Origin of the sequence: Nitrospira sp. (genome assembly GCA_016715825.1) — a bacterium.
Lineage (GTDB): Bacteria > Nitrospirota > Nitrospiria > Nitrospirales > Nitrospiraceae > Nitrospira_D.
On record JADJXO010000001.1, the window covers coordinates 1,037,896 to 1,053,143 of the forward strand.

Genomic DNA, 15,248 nt, shown 5'->3' on the forward strand with positions numbered 1-15,248 from the left:
GAGGGACAGCCATGGATCAAGCCCTTGCACTCGATGATCTCATGGAACGAATGGTAACCGATTACGTTGAGCGCAACCGTGCCGCCGGTGTTCTGAAGGCGACGCTCGACGAAACCGGCGTGGGCTTCACCCCGGTCATCGACCATGTCACCATCCGGACGCTTGATATCGATCGTGGGGCCGAACCCTTCGTCAAGCTGGGGTATGTCTATGATGAAACCCTGCAGTACGACGATTGGTATGCGAAGGTGTACCGCAAGTCTGGCTATCCGGCCCTCTTCGTCGACCAGGCCTACCCGGATGAGCGGGGCAAGACCAGCATTATTCCCGGCTGGGTCAATAAATTCGGCGACAAGGTCTTCCACCACGTCGCCGTGCGCGTCGAGGATATTGAGCAGGCCGTCGCCCGCTTGAAACAGAACGGCGTCGTGTTTGCCGGCAACATCGTGGGAGAGCGAGGCGGCCATCTCCGGCAGATCTTTTCTTCACCGGAAATGATCGACGGCCAACCCTTCACCGTATTGGAGTTGGCGGAGCGGCACCGAGGCTACCTCGGATTCCTGCCGCCTCAAGCCGACAGCCTCATGAAATCTTCCCTCGGCCGCTAGACAACGGGCTGTGTCGATCTATCGACTTTCCTCCGGCACGTCGAACTCTCAAGCGATAAAGCGTCGCGCCGCCATGAACCGTTGTATACCGATCCCCACGCACCCCACTCCCACCACGAGCGACAGCCCACCCAACGCCTGAAGGTAGGGATAATCCATCCACCACACAGCGAGGACGCCGACGATCACAAAACCTAACGCAGTTCTGATATAAGCCGGCAGGGTGCGCTTATCGGCCAATTCAGTTCGCGGGTGGGCTAGTTGATCTCGAATCCGTGTATCCACCGTTTCTCAAGCGAAGCCACTAGCCCATGTCCCGCAACACATGATCCGGATTCCGATCCCGCGCGATCGTCTTCATCAACTGATCACCGAAGAGCACGACGACCCGATCGCGCTGGTCTTTGACGATCATCGAGGCGGACGGTGACTTGAACGTTGAAGGATCTCCTTCCAGCCATGCGCTGCAGGCAAACGGCAGGGCATCCAAGATCGTCTCCACACGGTACTCTTCGCGGAGTCGATACTGTAGCACCTCAAACTGAAGACGACCAACTGCGGCAATCAAGACCTCCTGATCGTTGAGACTTCGCATGATCTGGACGGTACCCTCCTGCGCCATCTGAGTGAGTCCTTTGTCGAAGGACTTGCGTTTCCCGACATCGGTCGGCCTCAGACGCGCAAAGATTTCTGGCTGGAACTGCGGCAGCGGCTTAAAATTGAATCCGCCTGCCACCGAAACCGTATCGCCGATGGCAAACACGCCGGGGTTGATAATGCCGACAATATCACCCGGATAGGCCTCTTCGACCGTGCTCCGCTCCTGCGCCACCAGACTATGCGGCCTCGCCAATCGAATCTCGCGATCCAACCGGTGATGTTTGACGACCATATCCCGTTCAAAACGGCCGGAACAGATCCGAAGAAATGCCGTGCTGTCGCGATGCTTTGGGTTCATGTTGGCTTGGAGTTTGAAGACATAGGCACTGAACGGCATGTCGATGGGATCGACGGATCGCTCAGCCCCATCATCGCCATCCGCCGGTCGTGCACCGGGACTCGGCGCCAACTCCACGAACGCATCAAGAAAGTTTTCCACCCCGAAATTCGTCAGGGCCGACGCAAAAAAGACAGGAGTGACCTCACCCTGAAGAAACTGCTTGCGTGTGAAGGTATTTCCAGCGATCTCCAACAACTCCAAATCGTGGAAAACCTCTTCCATCGTCTCGTGTGAAACTCGGCCGGTCGCGCCGAGTTCGGCCAAGGCCACTCGATTTGTCTCAACCTTCGTCGCCCCGCCATGCATGGTTCTGCTGAAGAGCTGCACCTGGTTATCGGCACGAGTCACAATACCCACGAAATCACTCCCGGACCCGATGGGCCAGTTGATGGCGCTGGCATGAATGTTCAAGGCCTGCTCGACCTCCGTCATCAAATCGAGAGGCGGACGTCCAGGCAAGTCCATCTTATTGATCAAAGTCAGCACAGGAATCCGCCGCATGCGGCACACCGCGAACAGCTTTCGGGTCTGTGTTTCAACACCCTTGGCCGCATCAATGACCATGATGGCACTATCCGCCGCCGTCAGCGTGCGATAGGTATCTTCAGAAAAGTCCTGGTGGCCAGGGGTATCAAGCAAATTAATGACCGCTCCTTTATAGGGAAACTGCATCGCGGAGGCTGTGATGGAGATTCCACGCTCCTGTTCCATTCCCATCCAATCGGATGCCGTGGCCTTCCCCCCTTTGCGGCCCCGTACCATCCCGGCTGTTCGGATGAGCCCGGAGTACAAGAGCAATTTTTCGGTCAAGGTCGTCTTGCCGGCATCGGGGTGACTGATGATGGCAAACGTCCTCCTTCGCGCAACGGCCGCAGCTAATTCACTCACAAATGAGGTATCAGTTGTCATAGTGGGTCGGCAGCATATCACATTCGTGTTGTCAGAAGAGGAACTTCACAGGAAAGATGAGTCTCCGAGATCTCCGTAGCCGGCCCGCTCTAATGCGCGGCGGACGGCATCCAGAACAGCGGGTCTATCGGCACACGGCAGAACAGATAGGTCTGGCAGCAGCTCGCTCTCAGTACCCGCTAATGCGTCGCAGGTCTCATACAAACCCTCGTGTCCCTCCTCAATGAGGTTGTGCTTCGCTAAGATCTTCTGGAGCGTGGCAACCAGATCGCCTGTAGGAGTCGGCATGAGTAAGGCCGCGATGGCGCCGTGATCGAGGCGGAGCCTGGCGGCCAGTGCGAGCGGTTCCCCGCCTCTGAGACGTCGCGCGGTCGGCAACAGGATCTTTTCCTCCATCCCGATATGGCGAAGCAACCCAGATCGGAACTGATCATACGTCGGTTGATCAACTGGACCGCCTGAATGAAGAGCGGAGCGGAGGAGAGTTTCTAACCGACGATGGTCCTCTGTCAGAAACTGAGTCACCAGGCCATCGGTGTGATATCTTCGTGAAGACATCGAGTGGGTTGGCATACAATTCGAAAAGGTTCAACTGCCATTCAACTCCGAATGCTGACACCAAGAATACAGGCTTAGATGGCACACATTCTACTCTCAGTGCGAGGCATGTGCGACCGGCGACGTTCACATGGCGGTACGCCAGCGTCATCGTGGCGAAGGCAACCATTTGAACGATCCGAAGCCATGAACGATGAGGCAGTTAGTTCCAGACAGCTTGTGCGTAGACTGCCACGGCGGAGATGCAGAAGATCGCGAGCGCTCCAAAGAATGAGGCGCTGAGGGAGAATGGTCCATATCTCTGAAAGGGTGGTCGCCGTGTGTGAGGAAACCGCATGAGGCAGAATGTCACAAATGACGCCCCTGCCCCGATGAGTGCGAGCAGAATCTGATTCGATTCCATAGGCCTACCCACATCCCACGGCTAGACTAAGAAGAACAATAACCCGGCACCACCAACAAGAAAGAAGATCACCCACCGAAACAATCCTTCTTGTGTATCCGCATGAGCCTCGACAAGTCGGCTTCTAAGAACCGGTTGTGTGTGCACATAGGCTTCGACGTGCTCTTTGGCTTCTTTCAATCCGATGTTCTGCTCCACACCAACCAGCGTAATGGCCTCAACAACCTGACCACGCCACAAAGCCGAGATCGCGGCCGGTGGGAGTATCGTGCACATAACGGAGGCTGTGGATACATTAGACTGCATCGAGGTGGAACGCATGGGTGGATCAAGTCTATCACTGCGAGATCAACCACCGAAGAGAAACTATGAATTGTGCCAGACGGAGATGGTGGAAGGGTTTCTGATAACAGCATGATTGGTGGTAACAAATTCCACTCTTGCTTCATCTTTTTAGATTGTAGTCGTAGAATCTCACCAAGAGGTGGGTATGTTTCTCCGATTGGTCTTAGTCGTCCTGGTCACTGTTCCCCTGAACCCTTGGGATACGGTAGGTTTCACCGAAACAACCAGAGTTCGCAATGAGTTGATCGGGCCTGTTCGTAGTGTCACGGTCAAAAAACACGGATATTCTACCGTTGAAACCTATGATCGTGCAGGCCATCTCATCGAGGCCGTGCTCGACCTCACCCACGCCAATACGGCAACGCATTCCGTGTATCAGTACAACCAGGATGGTCACCTACAAGAAGAGCTCGCCTTTGACCAGAGTGGACGAATCATCTATCGAAAACATGTCATGTACGCGAGAGACCCGGAAGGACGAGACACGGCGTCGGTCACGGCATCCGATGACGGCCGCTTTCAGCATGCCGAGTTCTCGCGCTATGACCAACGAGGTCATCTCTGGGAACAGTTATCGGTGAGCAGTACGACTGGGCATAAAAGTCTCTTCGACATACAGGGTCATCGCATTTATTCGGCGTACTACCGCAAGGGAGAATTGCTCAATGAATTGAACCACCGATATGACGTGCTGGGACGACTCCAGGAACTTATGAGTTACGATGGGCAGGGCACCCTCATCGGTCGAGTCCTCAACGACTACGACGAGGGCGGCAAACGCATTCGATCGACCACCCACACATTTGGTCTTCCACAACCCCGTACTTGGATCACGACCTACGAATACGATTCGTTGGGCAACTGGATCAAAGAAGAGACGACCGAACAATCCTCCTCCCAACCAGTCAGAGCTTTCACGATTCCGATTGTTGAGGAACGTACGATCCAATACTACGACGGCACCGACAGCGACGCGGTCACACAGCCCTAAGAGTTGGCACGCCGGTCGTCATATTTCTATGATGAAGTGATACTACCCGGAGATGGAAAGAAATAGGATACCCCTGTCATGGTAGGAATCAGCACTGCATGTTCTTGTAGGTTATAAATGCCGAAACCGCCATGGTTTTTTCAACGCTTGTGAGGCCCGACACGTGATTCGTAATCAGCTGAAACTCCTTCAAGGTAAGAGCCCTTTTCTGGCCAAGCCATTTTCTTAATGGCGCCCAACAGGTGTCGAAGTGCTCAAACCACCACACAGGCGGTAGAGATCCGCCATCGACTCCCTCTTGAACAGATGTGCGAATACCCAGAGTCTGGAGCGTCGGCTCGTAGGCTCTCTGGCTGGTGGCACTCCTGATCGGTTTCGACCCGACCTTCTCCATCGACCACACCCCACCTGCATCGAGGACAATGTGACTCGCTTGCGAGCTTCCTTTCGTTGAATCACTCGCAGTAGCGGGAACGAGCCATCCACGGAATTGTCGGTTATCTACTAAATTCACAGAACGCTAGCTCCGCATGGTTGTGTCATTTGACAAGCAATCGAGGTGCCTAATAATTTTATTGTTGTTTGGTAATGGTTTGGAATGCCCTAATCAAAACCATTGTTGCACGAAAGCCATGATCGTGTGGCATCTGTACCACAATAGAACCTGAATAGAACCTTCTTCCTACTTCACAGTTGCCATGTTCTTGTGATGTTCAAAGAGGAAACTGGACGGATGGCATCATTCTACTCGGAGAGATGTTTGTTCCTAGACGCTTACCGTGAATCGCGTAGCTGAGCATGTTTCGATATTGAACAGATTGCAACGGCGTCACATCAACAGGGCAGGAGCTTGTCAATTCGTTTCTCCAATTCACACATTCCGTAGAGATTGACCGATTAACGATATCTATATGTTGAGACCATACCAATTACTAAATCTGTTTTACAGTGAGACAGTCTATTTATGCGGCTAAAGATGCTCGACGGCGGATGATCTCGTGGTATCCCTGCGCGTGGCTCTGTCAGAAGCCCGGAGAGATGTATTGGAGGGGACTGACTTTTCTAGCCCATACGCCCGCAACTTGCGGTACAGCGTTGAGCGACTCACTTCAAGATCACGAGCTATCCTGGATAAGTTTCCACGATGCAGGTTGATCGCGCGCACGAGCAATTCTATTTCAATCCTACGGTGCGCCGCTCTCAACGAATGAAGTGAGTCGGACGTGGGGTGCACTTCTTTGACGAGGTCGAGGTCCCGTGATGTAATCTCATGTCCTTCTGCCATGACAACAGCCCGCCGAACGCGATTGTTCAGTTCCCGCACATTCCCAGGCCAAGGGTGGGCGCGCATAGCGTCAACGGCTTCCGAGGTGAAACCTGAGATGAGTTTGTGCGAATCCGCGGCCGCGCGTCTCAGGAAGCCCATCGCCATGAACAACGTATCCTCGTCTCGCTCTCTCAGCGGCGGGAGGTGGAGATGCAAGGCACCCAACCGATAGTAGAGATCCTCCCGAAAGGTCCCCTGGCCAATGGAGGCTTTCAAATTGATATTTGTCGCTGCGATCACCCGTGCATCCACCCGTAAGGTTTCTTGGCCGCCGACTCGTTGACACGTACCGTCCTGCAAAAACTTGAGCAATTTCACTTGTAAAGAAGGCAACAGATTACCGACTTCATCGAGGAATACCGTGCCTCCAGCGGCCGCTTCCAGCTTGCCCTTCTTTTGATTCACGGCATCGACACCGGCCCCTCGCTCATGACCAAACAGCTCAGATTCCAAAAGAGTTTCTGGAATAGCCTCACAATTGAGCGAGATAAATGGCCCCTCCTTCCGAAAACTACGCACATGGATGGCCTGAGCAGTCAACTCCTTGCCGGTACCGGTTTCTCCGGTCAACAGCACCGGCATGTCCGTTGTCGCGACTTTACGAATCAGGTTAAACACCTCACAGATGGCCGGACTCGCGCCTACCATTTCACCTAAGACTTCCACGAATACCTCCTCAAGAAGAAATGCCTGCACTCACGGATCATACGCATCACCGGCAGATCGCCATGAGCCAGATCCGGTCATGGAACCTAATATGTCGGTGGACAACCGATAGTTCTTACGCGCTTCCCTTCACCCACTCCATACGGCCCTAGAATGTACCATATTCCAGCTCTATGGCTCTAGTCTAAATACCTGGCATATTATACTAGTACGTAGGATGTCTTTTCTCTTTGGTCGTGATCTTACACGGAGGCTATTCGTCGACCTAGAGAGAAGGCCAAAGCATTCATACGAATGGGTAGTGCCGAATAGCACTGCCCGCTAGCGTTCATGGTATTATTCTGCTTTGGTCGTTACGTCTGCTCATCCTGAGCCAGCTTGTATTGAGTTCAAGATCAGGCGTTTCGGTACGAGTATGAGGCCTGGTAGACTCCTCAGCACCCAGTCGATCACGTAGCAACGGTGCCATCCAACTACAAGCACCACCTATGAACTCACCATCCTGAACAATCGACCTATGCACGAAAACACAGAACTCTAGCCAACGCGGAGTTCTCTATCGCACTCATTTGGACACACATTGGAGAATCACATGTTCGACTGGTTGACCAACTCAGAAATGTGGATGGCCCTCGCCACCCTCACGGCCTTGGAGATCGTCCTGGGTATCGATAATATTATTTTCATTTCGGTCCTCGTCGGACGTCTTCCTGAACATCAGCGGAATCTGGCACGTCGACTGGGATTAGGCCTCGCAATGATTGCACGGCTGGGGCTGCTCTTTTCGATTTCACTCATGATGGGCCTGACGGCTCCGCTCTTCACCGTGCTGAATCACGCTCTATCGGGACGAGATCTCATCCTCATCGGAGGTGGGCTCTTCCTCCTTGCCAAGGCGACGCACGAAATCCATGAGAGCTTGGAAGGAACAGAGGAGCAAAAGTCTTCCATAGCCTCGACGAGTTTCGGCATGATGCTGATTCAGATTGCCCTGCTGGATATCGTGTTTTCCTTGGATTCTGTCATCACGGCTGTCGGACTCGTCGATGATATTTCCGTGATGGCGACTGCAATTATCACCGCCGTACTCGTGATGCTGTTCGCAGCTCGCGCCATCGGCGAATTCGTCGACACCCATCCGACGATCAAGATCCTTGCACTCTCATTTTTGATTCTGGTCGGAGTCACCCTCATGGTCGAGGGCTTCGATGTGCACGTGCCGAAGGGATATATCTATTTTGCGATGGCCTTTTCGGTAGCTGTGGAGATGATAAACCTGCGGATTCGTCGACGTGCGATCCCACCTCGCAAACTGTATAACCGATACTCAGCACGCAAGCCGGACTGTACGGCACAAGAACATTGACCGATGGACCTCCTATACGTCCGGCTCCTCAATCGGACCAGCCCATTCGCCATGCGCCAGCGACACTTCTTGGAATCCCCCATCCGGCCATTGGAATTGTCCTGCCTCATCAACGAGCACGATAAAGGGCTCCGTTTCGCCCGCTTCTCCGCGGAACCAGTACCACCCTGACCGACTCGGGATCTCTAGAGTCCACCGATAGATCGACATCGTTTCTCTCCTCGTACCGTGGTCCTTCAGCATTCCTTCGCGCCACTACTTTTTGATACAGTCTGATCAACCTATTTCCGACCCTATCACGTCATGCGTCCACTTCCAATAGACGAGATCCTGCCGTCAATCCGACAAACCCTTCATGCCTGTGCAAATTCCATCCTCACGGCTGCACCAGGAGCTGGGAAAACGACCCGAGTCCCGCTGGCACTCCTAGGAGAATCATGGCTATCGGATCGGAAGATCTTATTGCTAGAACCCAGGCGGCTTGCCGCGCGAGCCGCCGCATCTCGTATGGCGGAGGAACTGAATGAGCGCGTCGGAGAGACTGTCGGCTACCGGATGAGGCTCGAGACCAAGGTCGGACCAACGACGAGGATTGAGGTTGTGACGGAGGGGATCCTTACAAGGATGCTTCATCAGGACCCTTCGCTTGAGGCCTATGGCATCGTGCTGTTTGACGAATTCCACGAACGCAGCTTGCAGGCCGATATGGGGCTCACCTTGTGCCTTGAGACACAGCGGCTGTTTCGTCCTGATCTTCGCCTGCTCGTCATGTCCGCGACGTTGGACTGTGAGCCAGTCAGCGATCTCTTGGGCCAGGCCCCGATCATCACGTGCGAAGGTCGAATGTTTCCAGTGGAAACCCGGTACCTTGAGCAGTCGATGACCAGCCCTCTCGACCACACCGTTACCCAAGCGATCAAGCGTGCTCTTGCGCGGGACCAAGGAAGTCTGTTGGTCTTCCTGCCGGGCCTGGCAACCATCCGCCGAGTCGAACGGATGTTATTGGATGCTGAACTCGGATCGTCCATACATGTTGCGCCGCTGCACGGGGAACTCCCTCAAGCGATGCAAGACGCGGCCATTCGACCAGCTGCTCTTGGATTACGGAAAGTCGTACTTGCCACATCAATCGCCGAAACCAGTGTGACGATCGACGGCATACGCGTAGTGATTGATTCAGGGTGGCTACGCCTTCCCCGGTTCGATCCACGCTCCGGTCTTACTCGATTGGAGACCATCCGAGTCACCCACGATGCAGCGGATCAGCGTCGTGGCCGAGCGGGACGTCTCGAACCAGGTATCTGTTATCGGCTGTGGACCGAGAAGGAACAGGCCGGGCTCGCCGCCCATCGTCCGCCGGAGATCTTGGACGCAGACCTGGCACCACTGATGCTTGATCTTGCCCAGTGGGGCACGCAGAATCCGGAAGAATTATCCTGGCTTACTCCACCACCTCAAGGAGGAGTCAGCCAATCCAAGGAGTTGCTCACCAGACTCGGAGCCTTTTCCACTGATGGACGATTGACTGAACATGGTCGCGACATGGCCATGCTGCCTCTCCATCCCCGTCTATCGCACATGCTGATCCAATCCAAATCACTGGGGCTAGCCGATTCCGCGTGCGAGGTAGCAGCCTTGTTGAGCGAGCGAGACGTTCTGCAGAGGACGCGCGATCTCCAGAATTCAGATCTCCGCGTTAGAGTGGATCTTCTTCATGGAGAATACGACTCTGTCGGACTCGTACCGAATCGAGCCACAATCGAACAGGTGAAGCGGACCGCACACCTCTGGCGCCGCCAACTCGGTGCACAATGCGATGCGAGGAGCAACGACCGTCACGACCCTTCACAGAGGGTCGGGGTCTTACTTGCACTGGCCTACCCTGATCGGATTGCACAGCGGCAGACCGGTGAGGACTCACGCTATCGGCTCGTCAATGGACGCGGCGCACGGTTCACCGGACCGAGCACGATGGATGGAGAACCCTTCTTGGTTATCGCCGACCTCGATGGAGGGACACCATGGGCAAGAATTCATCTTGCGACTCCGATTACGAGAGAAGACATTGAATCACTCTATCACGACCAACTCGTTGTGGAAGAATCAGTAACGTGGGATGAGACCGATGGTGCCGTTCGGGCGTCCCGCCGACATACGCTTGGTTCGGTGGTGATCAAGAACGAAGCCATTCCTCAACCGAACGAAGGCCACGTGATGGAGGCCCTGTTGCACGGTATTCGTCACGCAGGGTTTGCATGCTTACCGTTTACCAGGGAGCTTCAGGAGTGGCAAGCTCGGGTGACATGGGTCCGACAAGCAACGGATTCCCACTCGGATTGGCCCGATCTGTCAAACGAAGCGCTCCTGAGGACATTGGATACGTGGCTCGGTCCCTATCTAACCGGCATTATCTCGCTCAATCGGGTGAAGCGACTGAATCTGACCCGGCCGCTCCACGCTCTTCTCACCTACGAACAACAGCGACGTCTCGATCAACTCGCGCCGACTCACCTCGTCGTTCCAAGCGGATCTCGCCTCCGGATCGATTACGAACAGGGTGAAACTCCAGTGCTGGCGGTGCGCCTACAAGAAATGTTCGGCTGTCAAGAGACCCCGCGGGTCGCGAGCGGAACAATTCCCGTGATATTGCATCTACTCTCTCCGGCCGGACGGCCGGTGCAGGTCACGCAGGACTTAGCCGGGTTCTGGAAGCGGGCCTACCATGAAGTCAGGAAAGAGCTACGCGGTCGCTACCCAAAACACCACTGGCCGGAAGATCCACTCCACTCCGCCCCAACGGCAAAGCCGAAACGGCGAAGCTAAACTGACGATCTCCTCTCGTCATGCTGCTCCCATACACGAAAGGCAGCGAGATCCTGGGCGATGCTATGGAGCAACAGTCCCAACACTGCGGCATCGTCGAGCAGTCCGATTCCCGGAATGAAGTCCGGCAGCAAATCCATCGGACTGATGATGTAGAGCAGTGCCGCAGCGAGAGACACGATCGTGCGCACAGAGAGGCCCCTGTAGCTCCCCCTCTTCCAAGCTTTCAGTAGCCGACCGAGCAACGGAAGGTCGGACCAGAGACGGCTGATCATCCGAAGAACCTCGAAGAATCTCGTAGAGACGCTCATCTCGACCTCCCTCATGGCGTTCCCGCTATCTATAGGAACAGGCTCAACAAAGACGAGAGACAGAATACCAAATACTTCCCGACTGAGGAAGCAGGCGTTACCTGAACGAGTTCGCCAACACTCGCTGTAGTGCCTGTATGGCTTGAGCCAGAGATATGATCCCAAGTTGTGTTTGGCATCGAGCTGAAAGTTGAGCGTATCTTTCGGTTGCTAAAACCGAAAACCGCCTCCGAGGAGGCAGGAAGGATACGCTCATGAAGAGGGACACCGTAGTTCAGTGGCCGAGTCGAGAGGTCCCCCAGACTCCGAGGTCGGTGCTCGATGAGATCGCCCGCGAGGGTGCGCGACGCATGCTCCAGGCAGCCCTGGTGTCGGAGGCGGATGATTTTATTGCGCAGTTTGGCAACGTCGTCGACACCGAGGGGCGGCGAGTGGTCGTGCGCAACGGCTACCTGCCCGAACGCGAGCTCGTCAGCGGGGTTGGATCGCTCGCGGTGAAGCAGCCGCGAGTGCGAGACCGCAGTGGCCATCAGACGTTCACCAGCAAAATCCTCCCGCCATTTCTACGGCGGTTGCCGAGCGTCGACGCGCTCATCCCAGTGCTGTACCTCAAGGGGATCTCCACCGGGGACTTCTCCGAGGCGCTCACCGCGATCCTCGGACCCAACGTCGCTGGCTTGAGCGCCACGAACATCGTGCGCCTCAAGGAGGGCTGGGAGAAGGAGTTCGAGACCTGGTCGAAGCGGGATCTGAGCGGCAAGCGCTACGTGTACTGGTGGGCAGACGGGTTGTACGTCAACGTCCGGCTCGACAAGGACCGTCCCTGTATCTTGGTGCTTATGGGAGCCACGGAAGACGGCACCAAGGAGCTGCTGGCAGTCTGGGACGGAGAGCGGGAGAGCAAGGTGTCCTGGCAAACGGTGCTACGTGAACTGAAACGTCGGGGGCTCACCGAAGGTCCCAAGCTCGCCACCGGCGACGGCGCGTTGGGCTTCTGGGCTGCGCTCGAGGAGGAGTTCCCCGAAACTGAAGAACAGCGATGCTGGGTCCACAAGACGGCCAACATGTTGGACAAGATGCCGAAAAGCATCCAGCCCGATGCAAAGCAACTCATCCACGAGATGTACATGGCTCCGACCCTCGACGCCGCCAAGGAAGCATCCGAGGAATTCAAGAAGCGATACTCGGCCAAGCATCCCAAGGCTGTCGAATGCCTCACCAAGGACGAGGACGTGCTGTTTACGTTTTACAACTTCCCCGCCGAGCATTGGATCCACCTTCGAACGACCAACCCCATCGAGTCGACGTTCGCGACCGTGCGCCATCGGACACGCCAAACCAAGGGCTGTGGCTCGAGGAAGGCGACGATGGCGATGGTCTTCAAGCTCGGGCTCGAGGCCCAGAAGCGGTGGCGGCGATTGAACGGCCATCGCTTACTCGCAAAGGTGATCGAAGGTGCAAAGTTTGTCGATGGCGAAATCGAGGACGTCGCCGCGTGAAGAAATGTCTCGAAGGAGCGCTCAACCGATGCTCATGCGAAACACAACTCTTGACAATATCTCCTTGAGCCATCCCATCCGGCTCTTTCTGGAGTCGACTCCCTAACACAAAGATCGTCTCACAACCCAACACGGTACCCAGCTCAGTGAGTCGCTCTGCCCCGATTCGCCCTCCAACGGCCGGCATTGTTGATCTGAGGTGCCCCCACGACCGCCGACAGCTGGCCGCAACCGATAGACACTCCGGTTCTGACATTGGGTAGTCAGAACCAAAGGCCGGATAGATGGTGATGTCTGCCCCTGCCAATCGAGGGAGCAGTCCGTATAGTGCAGCAGGTGCTGGACCGCTCCGACAATCGCCGACGGCTGCACCGAGGAACGCTGGATGGCATGCCACGGGCAGCATGAGCGCATCGTCCGCACATAACGTGCGTAGAGAATCAAACCCCGTCAACCCTGGCGCGAGTAAGAGTCCGGTGGCCCCGACAGTTTTCGCATAGGTGGCCCGCCGCCGTATCACATCCCATGCACCGCTGACGTGCGCAAAATAAAGGCAAGGTCTCCCCCGACGCCGACTGGCTTGTCCGATCGCGTCGGCACAGCGGGCGACTCGCTCCTCAAATGGAGCCCAGCGTTGATCCACCAACCCCTGGTCCTCCTTGATCATATCGACACCGCCTTCGACAAATTGAGCTGCCAATTGAGCAAGCGCTTGGGGAGAGCGACCGAGCGGCTTGAGGACCCCGCAGAGCAGCGGACGTCCAAATACCCCAACGGCTTCTCTCTGAGCTAGGCTCGAAAAAGTGGACGCCTTCAACCTACAATCAGAGGTCTGGAGGTGTGAGATGGAACAGATACCGCGGCAGCAGTATACGAAGGAGTTCCGAGAGCAGGCCGTGCGGCTAGTCCTGGAACAGCAGGTGACGATTCCGGAGGCAGCCAGGCGCCTGAGCATGTCGGGCAAAACGCTCAAGAACTGGGTCGGGCGAGCTCGGCACGGCCAGCTTGCGACAGTGGGCGCGAGCCGACGGCCCGTGACGGAGCTAGAAGCAGAGCCCGGCTCAAACGTGATCTTGCGGAAGCACGGATGGAGCGCGACATCTTAAAAAAGCCACCGCGTACTTTGCGAAGGCGCAGCTGCCCGGTACGCGCTGATGAGGACGCTGCGTGCCCACTATCCGCTGAGTCTGTTGTGCCGGGTGCTGGAGGTGTCTCGAAGCGGCTACTATGCCTGGCAGTATCGGCGGCCGTCGAAACGCGATCAGGAGAATGCGCGGCTGGAAGTGGCGATCCAAGCCGCCCATGTGCGCACCCGTCAGACGTACGGCCCGGAACGGCTTCAAGCCGAATTGCATGCCGACGGGTTCCCCGCTGGGATCGGCCGCATCAAGCGACTGCGGAAGAAACTGGGCCTGCGCTGTACCCAGGTCCGCCGGTTCACGACGACCACGGATTCGACGCATGCGCGGCCGGTCGCGGACAACGTATTGGCGCAGACCGTTGCCGCCACACGACCGAACGAGACCTGGGTGACCGACATCACGTACGTGCCGACCGCGGAAGGCTGGCTGTATCTCGCGGGCATCAAGGATTTGTTCACCTGCGAGGTCGTCGGACATGCGATGGGGCTCGGATGACGACGGAGTGGTGAGCCAGGCGCTGGGCGCGGCGGTATGGGCAAAGCGCCCACACCCAGGACCGATCCACCACTCCGATCGTGGCTCACCGTATTGTGCCCAGGCCTATCAAGATCAGGTCCGCCAATGTGGTATGACCGCGTCCATGAGTCGGCGAGGCAACTGCTACGATAATGCTCCGATGGAAAGTTTTTTGGGGCACGCTGAAGAACGAACTGGTGCATCACCGGCGCTACGAGACCCGTGAGCAAGCACGGCGCGAGATCGCGGAGTACATCGAGATCTTCTATAACCGACAGCGGCGGCACTCACGCCTCGGGAATCGCTCGCCAGTGGCGTTTGCCCAGCAGTGGGCCCGTCAACAACCGGCGGTGTGAGGCTGTCATTCATGGCGTCCACTATTGACAACCGAGGTCACTCAGTCCGTCTATCCCAAAGCGCGGTCCACACCAGAAAGAGAGTCGTTCGTTGGTCATCGTGAACGACAACACCTTTACATCGCCGCGAAGACTGCTGGTCCCGTACAAGATGTTCAACAGATCGCTGCAATCAGCGCCGATGAGCTCACCGTGATATCTGATCGTCGCTTCATACCGTCCGCCTGAAATCGGGCGCAGTCCATCGAGGTGCCCGAGGATCGAGGATTGGAGCAACGACGGCAGGAGATCCTTCTCGGCCTCAATCGTCTGGTCAACGCAAATCCGCTCCGCCGTGGCGCGCGCTCTTGGTTCAGGTCCATCGACTTCATAGATGGCCGTCATGAACCCCAGGGAACCTGAAGATCGATCATCCATCGCCAGTCCTC

Annotated in this window: 14 protein-coding genes and 1 pseudogene; 6 read left to right on the plus strand and 9 right to left on the minus strand. The window is 56.2% G+C overall.

Features of this window, described 5'->3' with window-relative positions:
* Positions 1–11 precede the first annotated feature (11 nt).
* Complete coding sequence (locus tag IPM58_05015; protein ID MBK9306453.1) at positions 12–608, plus strand: VOC family protein; 597 nt, start codon at positions 12–14, stop codon at positions 606–608.
* Between the two features lie 48 nt (positions 609–656).
* On the opposite strand, the gene IPM58_05020 is transcribed toward IPM58_05015, so the two are convergent.
* From IPM58_05020 to IPM58_05035, 4 genes are all read right to left on the minus strand, one after another.
* Complete coding sequence (locus tag IPM58_05020; GenBank protein MBK9306454.1) at positions 657–893, minus strand: DUF202 domain-containing protein; 237 nt, start codon at positions 891–893, stop codon at positions 657–659.
* Between the two features lie 19 nt (positions 894–912).
* Complete coding sequence (locus tag IPM58_05025) at positions 913–2,517, minus strand: peptide chain release factor 3 (protein ID MBK9306455.1); 1,605 nt, start codon at positions 2,515–2,517, stop codon at positions 913–915.
* Between the two features lie 45 nt (positions 2,518–2,562).
* Positions 2,563–3,075: a hemerythrin domain-containing protein gene (locus IPM58_05030; protein ID MBK9306456.1), complete on the minus strand. Its 513-nt coding sequence runs from the start codon at positions 3,073–3,075 to the stop codon at positions 2,563–2,565.
* A gap of 424 nt (positions 3,076–3,499) precedes the next feature.
* Complete coding sequence (locus IPM58_05035; protein ID MBK9306457.1) at positions 3,500–3,754, minus strand: hypothetical protein; 255 nt, start codon at positions 3,752–3,754, stop codon at positions 3,500–3,502.
* Positions 3,755–3,968: 214 nt separating this feature from the next.
* Here IPM58_05035 and IPM58_05040 point away from each other — a divergent pair, with 214 nt between their 5' ends.
* On the plus strand, positions 3,969–4,814 hold the full coding sequence (locus IPM58_05040; protein MBK9306458.1) for a hypothetical protein: 846 nt from the start codon (positions 3,969–3,971) through the stop codon (positions 4,812–4,814).
* 970 nt (positions 4,815–5,784) lie between these two features.
* Here the strand turns inward: IPM58_05040 and IPM58_05045 are convergent.
* Positions 5,785–6,807 (minus strand): sigma-54-dependent Fis family transcriptional regulator, encoded by a 1,023-nt coding sequence (locus tag IPM58_05045; GenBank protein ID MBK9306459.1) that lies wholly within the window; start codon positions 6,805–6,807, stop codon positions 5,785–5,787.
* A gap of 592 nt (positions 6,808–7,399) precedes the next feature.
* On the opposite strand from IPM58_05045, the gene IPM58_05050 reads away from it, so the two are divergent.
* The gene (locus IPM58_05050) at positions 7,400–8,173 is read left to right on the plus strand and encodes a TerC family protein (GenBank protein ID MBK9306460.1); all 774 of its coding nucleotides are present in this window, start codon (positions 7,400–7,402) and stop codon (positions 8,171–8,173) included.
* A 12-nt stretch (positions 8,174–8,185) separates the two neighbouring features.
* Here IPM58_05050 and IPM58_05055 read toward each other — a convergent pair whose 3' ends face one another.
* Complete coding sequence (locus IPM58_05055) at positions 8,186–8,383, minus strand: hypothetical protein (protein MBK9306461.1); 198 nt, start codon at positions 8,381–8,383, stop codon at positions 8,186–8,188.
* 93 nt (positions 8,384–8,476) lie between these two features.
* On the opposite strand from IPM58_05055, the gene hrpB reads away from it, so the two are divergent.
* The gene (gene hrpB, locus IPM58_05060) at positions 8,477–10,996 is read left to right on the plus strand and encodes an ATP-dependent helicase HrpB (GenBank protein ID MBK9306462.1); all 2,520 of its coding nucleotides are present in this window, start codon (positions 8,477–8,479) and stop codon (positions 10,994–10,996) included.
* Here hrpB and IPM58_05065 read toward each other — a convergent pair.
* Positions 10,993–11,307 (minus strand): DUF1232 domain-containing protein, encoded by a 315-nt coding sequence (locus IPM58_05065; GenBank protein MBK9306463.1) that lies wholly within the window; start codon positions 11,305–11,307, stop codon positions 10,993–10,995. The genes hrpB and IPM58_05065 overlap by 4 nt on opposite strands.
* A gap of 254 nt (positions 11,308–11,561) precedes the next feature.
* Between IPM58_05065 and IPM58_05070 the strand changes: the two genes are divergently transcribed.
* Positions 11,562–12,806 (plus strand): IS256 family transposase, encoded by a 1,245-nt coding sequence (locus IPM58_05070; protein ID MBK9306464.1) that lies wholly within the window; start codon positions 11,562–11,564, stop codon positions 12,804–12,806.
* On the opposite strand, the gene IPM58_05075 is transcribed toward IPM58_05070, so the two are convergent.
* Positions 12,688–13,623, minus strand: coding sequence for a hypothetical protein (locus IPM58_05075; protein ID MBK9306465.1), 936 nt, complete (start codon positions 13,621–13,623; stop codon positions 12,688–12,690). The genes IPM58_05070 and IPM58_05075 overlap by 119 nt on opposite strands.
* 28 nt (positions 13,624–13,651) lie before the next feature.
* Between IPM58_05075 and IPM58_05080 the strand changes: the two are divergent.
* Positions 13,652–14,820: pseudogene (locus IPM58_05080) on the plus strand (IS3 family transposase).
* A 21-nt stretch (positions 14,821–14,841) separates the two neighbouring features.
* Here IPM58_05080 and IPM58_05085 read toward each other — a convergent pair.
* Entirely contained in the window at positions 14,842–15,237 is a 396-nt protein-coding gene (locus IPM58_05085) for a hypothetical protein (protein MBK9306466.1), read from the minus strand.
* Between the last annotated feature and the right edge of the window lie 11 nt (positions 15,238–15,248).

What these genes read in the sequence shown, in the direction of transcription:
- IPM58_05015 (MBK9306453.1), top strand. Translation starts at nt 12, where the DNA reads ATGGATCAAGCCCTTGCACTCGATGATCTCATGGAACGAATGGTAACC.
- IPM58_05025 (MBK9306455.1), bottom strand. Translation starts at nt 2,517, where the DNA reads ATGACAACTGATACCTCATTTGTGAGTGAATTAGCTGCGGCCGTTGCG.
- IPM58_05030 (MBK9306456.1), bottom strand. Translation starts at nt 3,075, where the DNA reads ATGTCTTCACGAAGATATCACACCGATGGCCTGGTGACTCAGTTTCTG.
- IPM58_05035 (MBK9306457.1), bottom strand. Translation starts at nt 3,754, where the DNA reads ATGTGCACGATACTCCCACCGGCCGCGATCTCGGCTTTGTGGCGTGGT.
- IPM58_05040 (MBK9306458.1), top strand. Translation starts at nt 3,969, where the DNA reads ATGTTTCTCCGATTGGTCTTAGTCGTCCTGGTCACTGTTCCCCTGAAC.
- IPM58_05050 (MBK9306460.1), top strand. Translation starts at nt 7,400, where the DNA reads ATGTTCGACTGGTTGACCAACTCAGAAATGTGGATGGCCCTCGCCACC.
- IPM58_05055 (MBK9306461.1), bottom strand. Translation starts at nt 8,383, where the DNA reads ATGTCGATCTATCGGTGGACTCTAGAGATCCCGAGTCGGTCAGGGTGG.
- hrpB (MBK9306462.1), top strand. Translation starts at nt 8,477, where the DNA reads ATGCGTCCACTTCCAATAGACGAGATCCTGCCGTCAATCCGACAAACC.
- IPM58_05065 (MBK9306463.1), bottom strand. Translation starts at nt 11,307, where the DNA reads ATGAGCGTCTCTACGAGATTCTTCGAGGTTCTTCGGATGATCAGCCGT.
- IPM58_05070 (MBK9306464.1), top strand. Translation starts at nt 11,562, where the DNA reads ATGAAGAGGGACACCGTAGTTCAGTGGCCGAGTCGAGAGGTCCCCCAG.
- IPM58_05085 (MBK9306466.1), bottom strand. Translation starts at nt 15,237, where the DNA reads ATGGATGATCGATCTTCAGGTTCCCTGGGGTTCATGACGGCCATCTAT.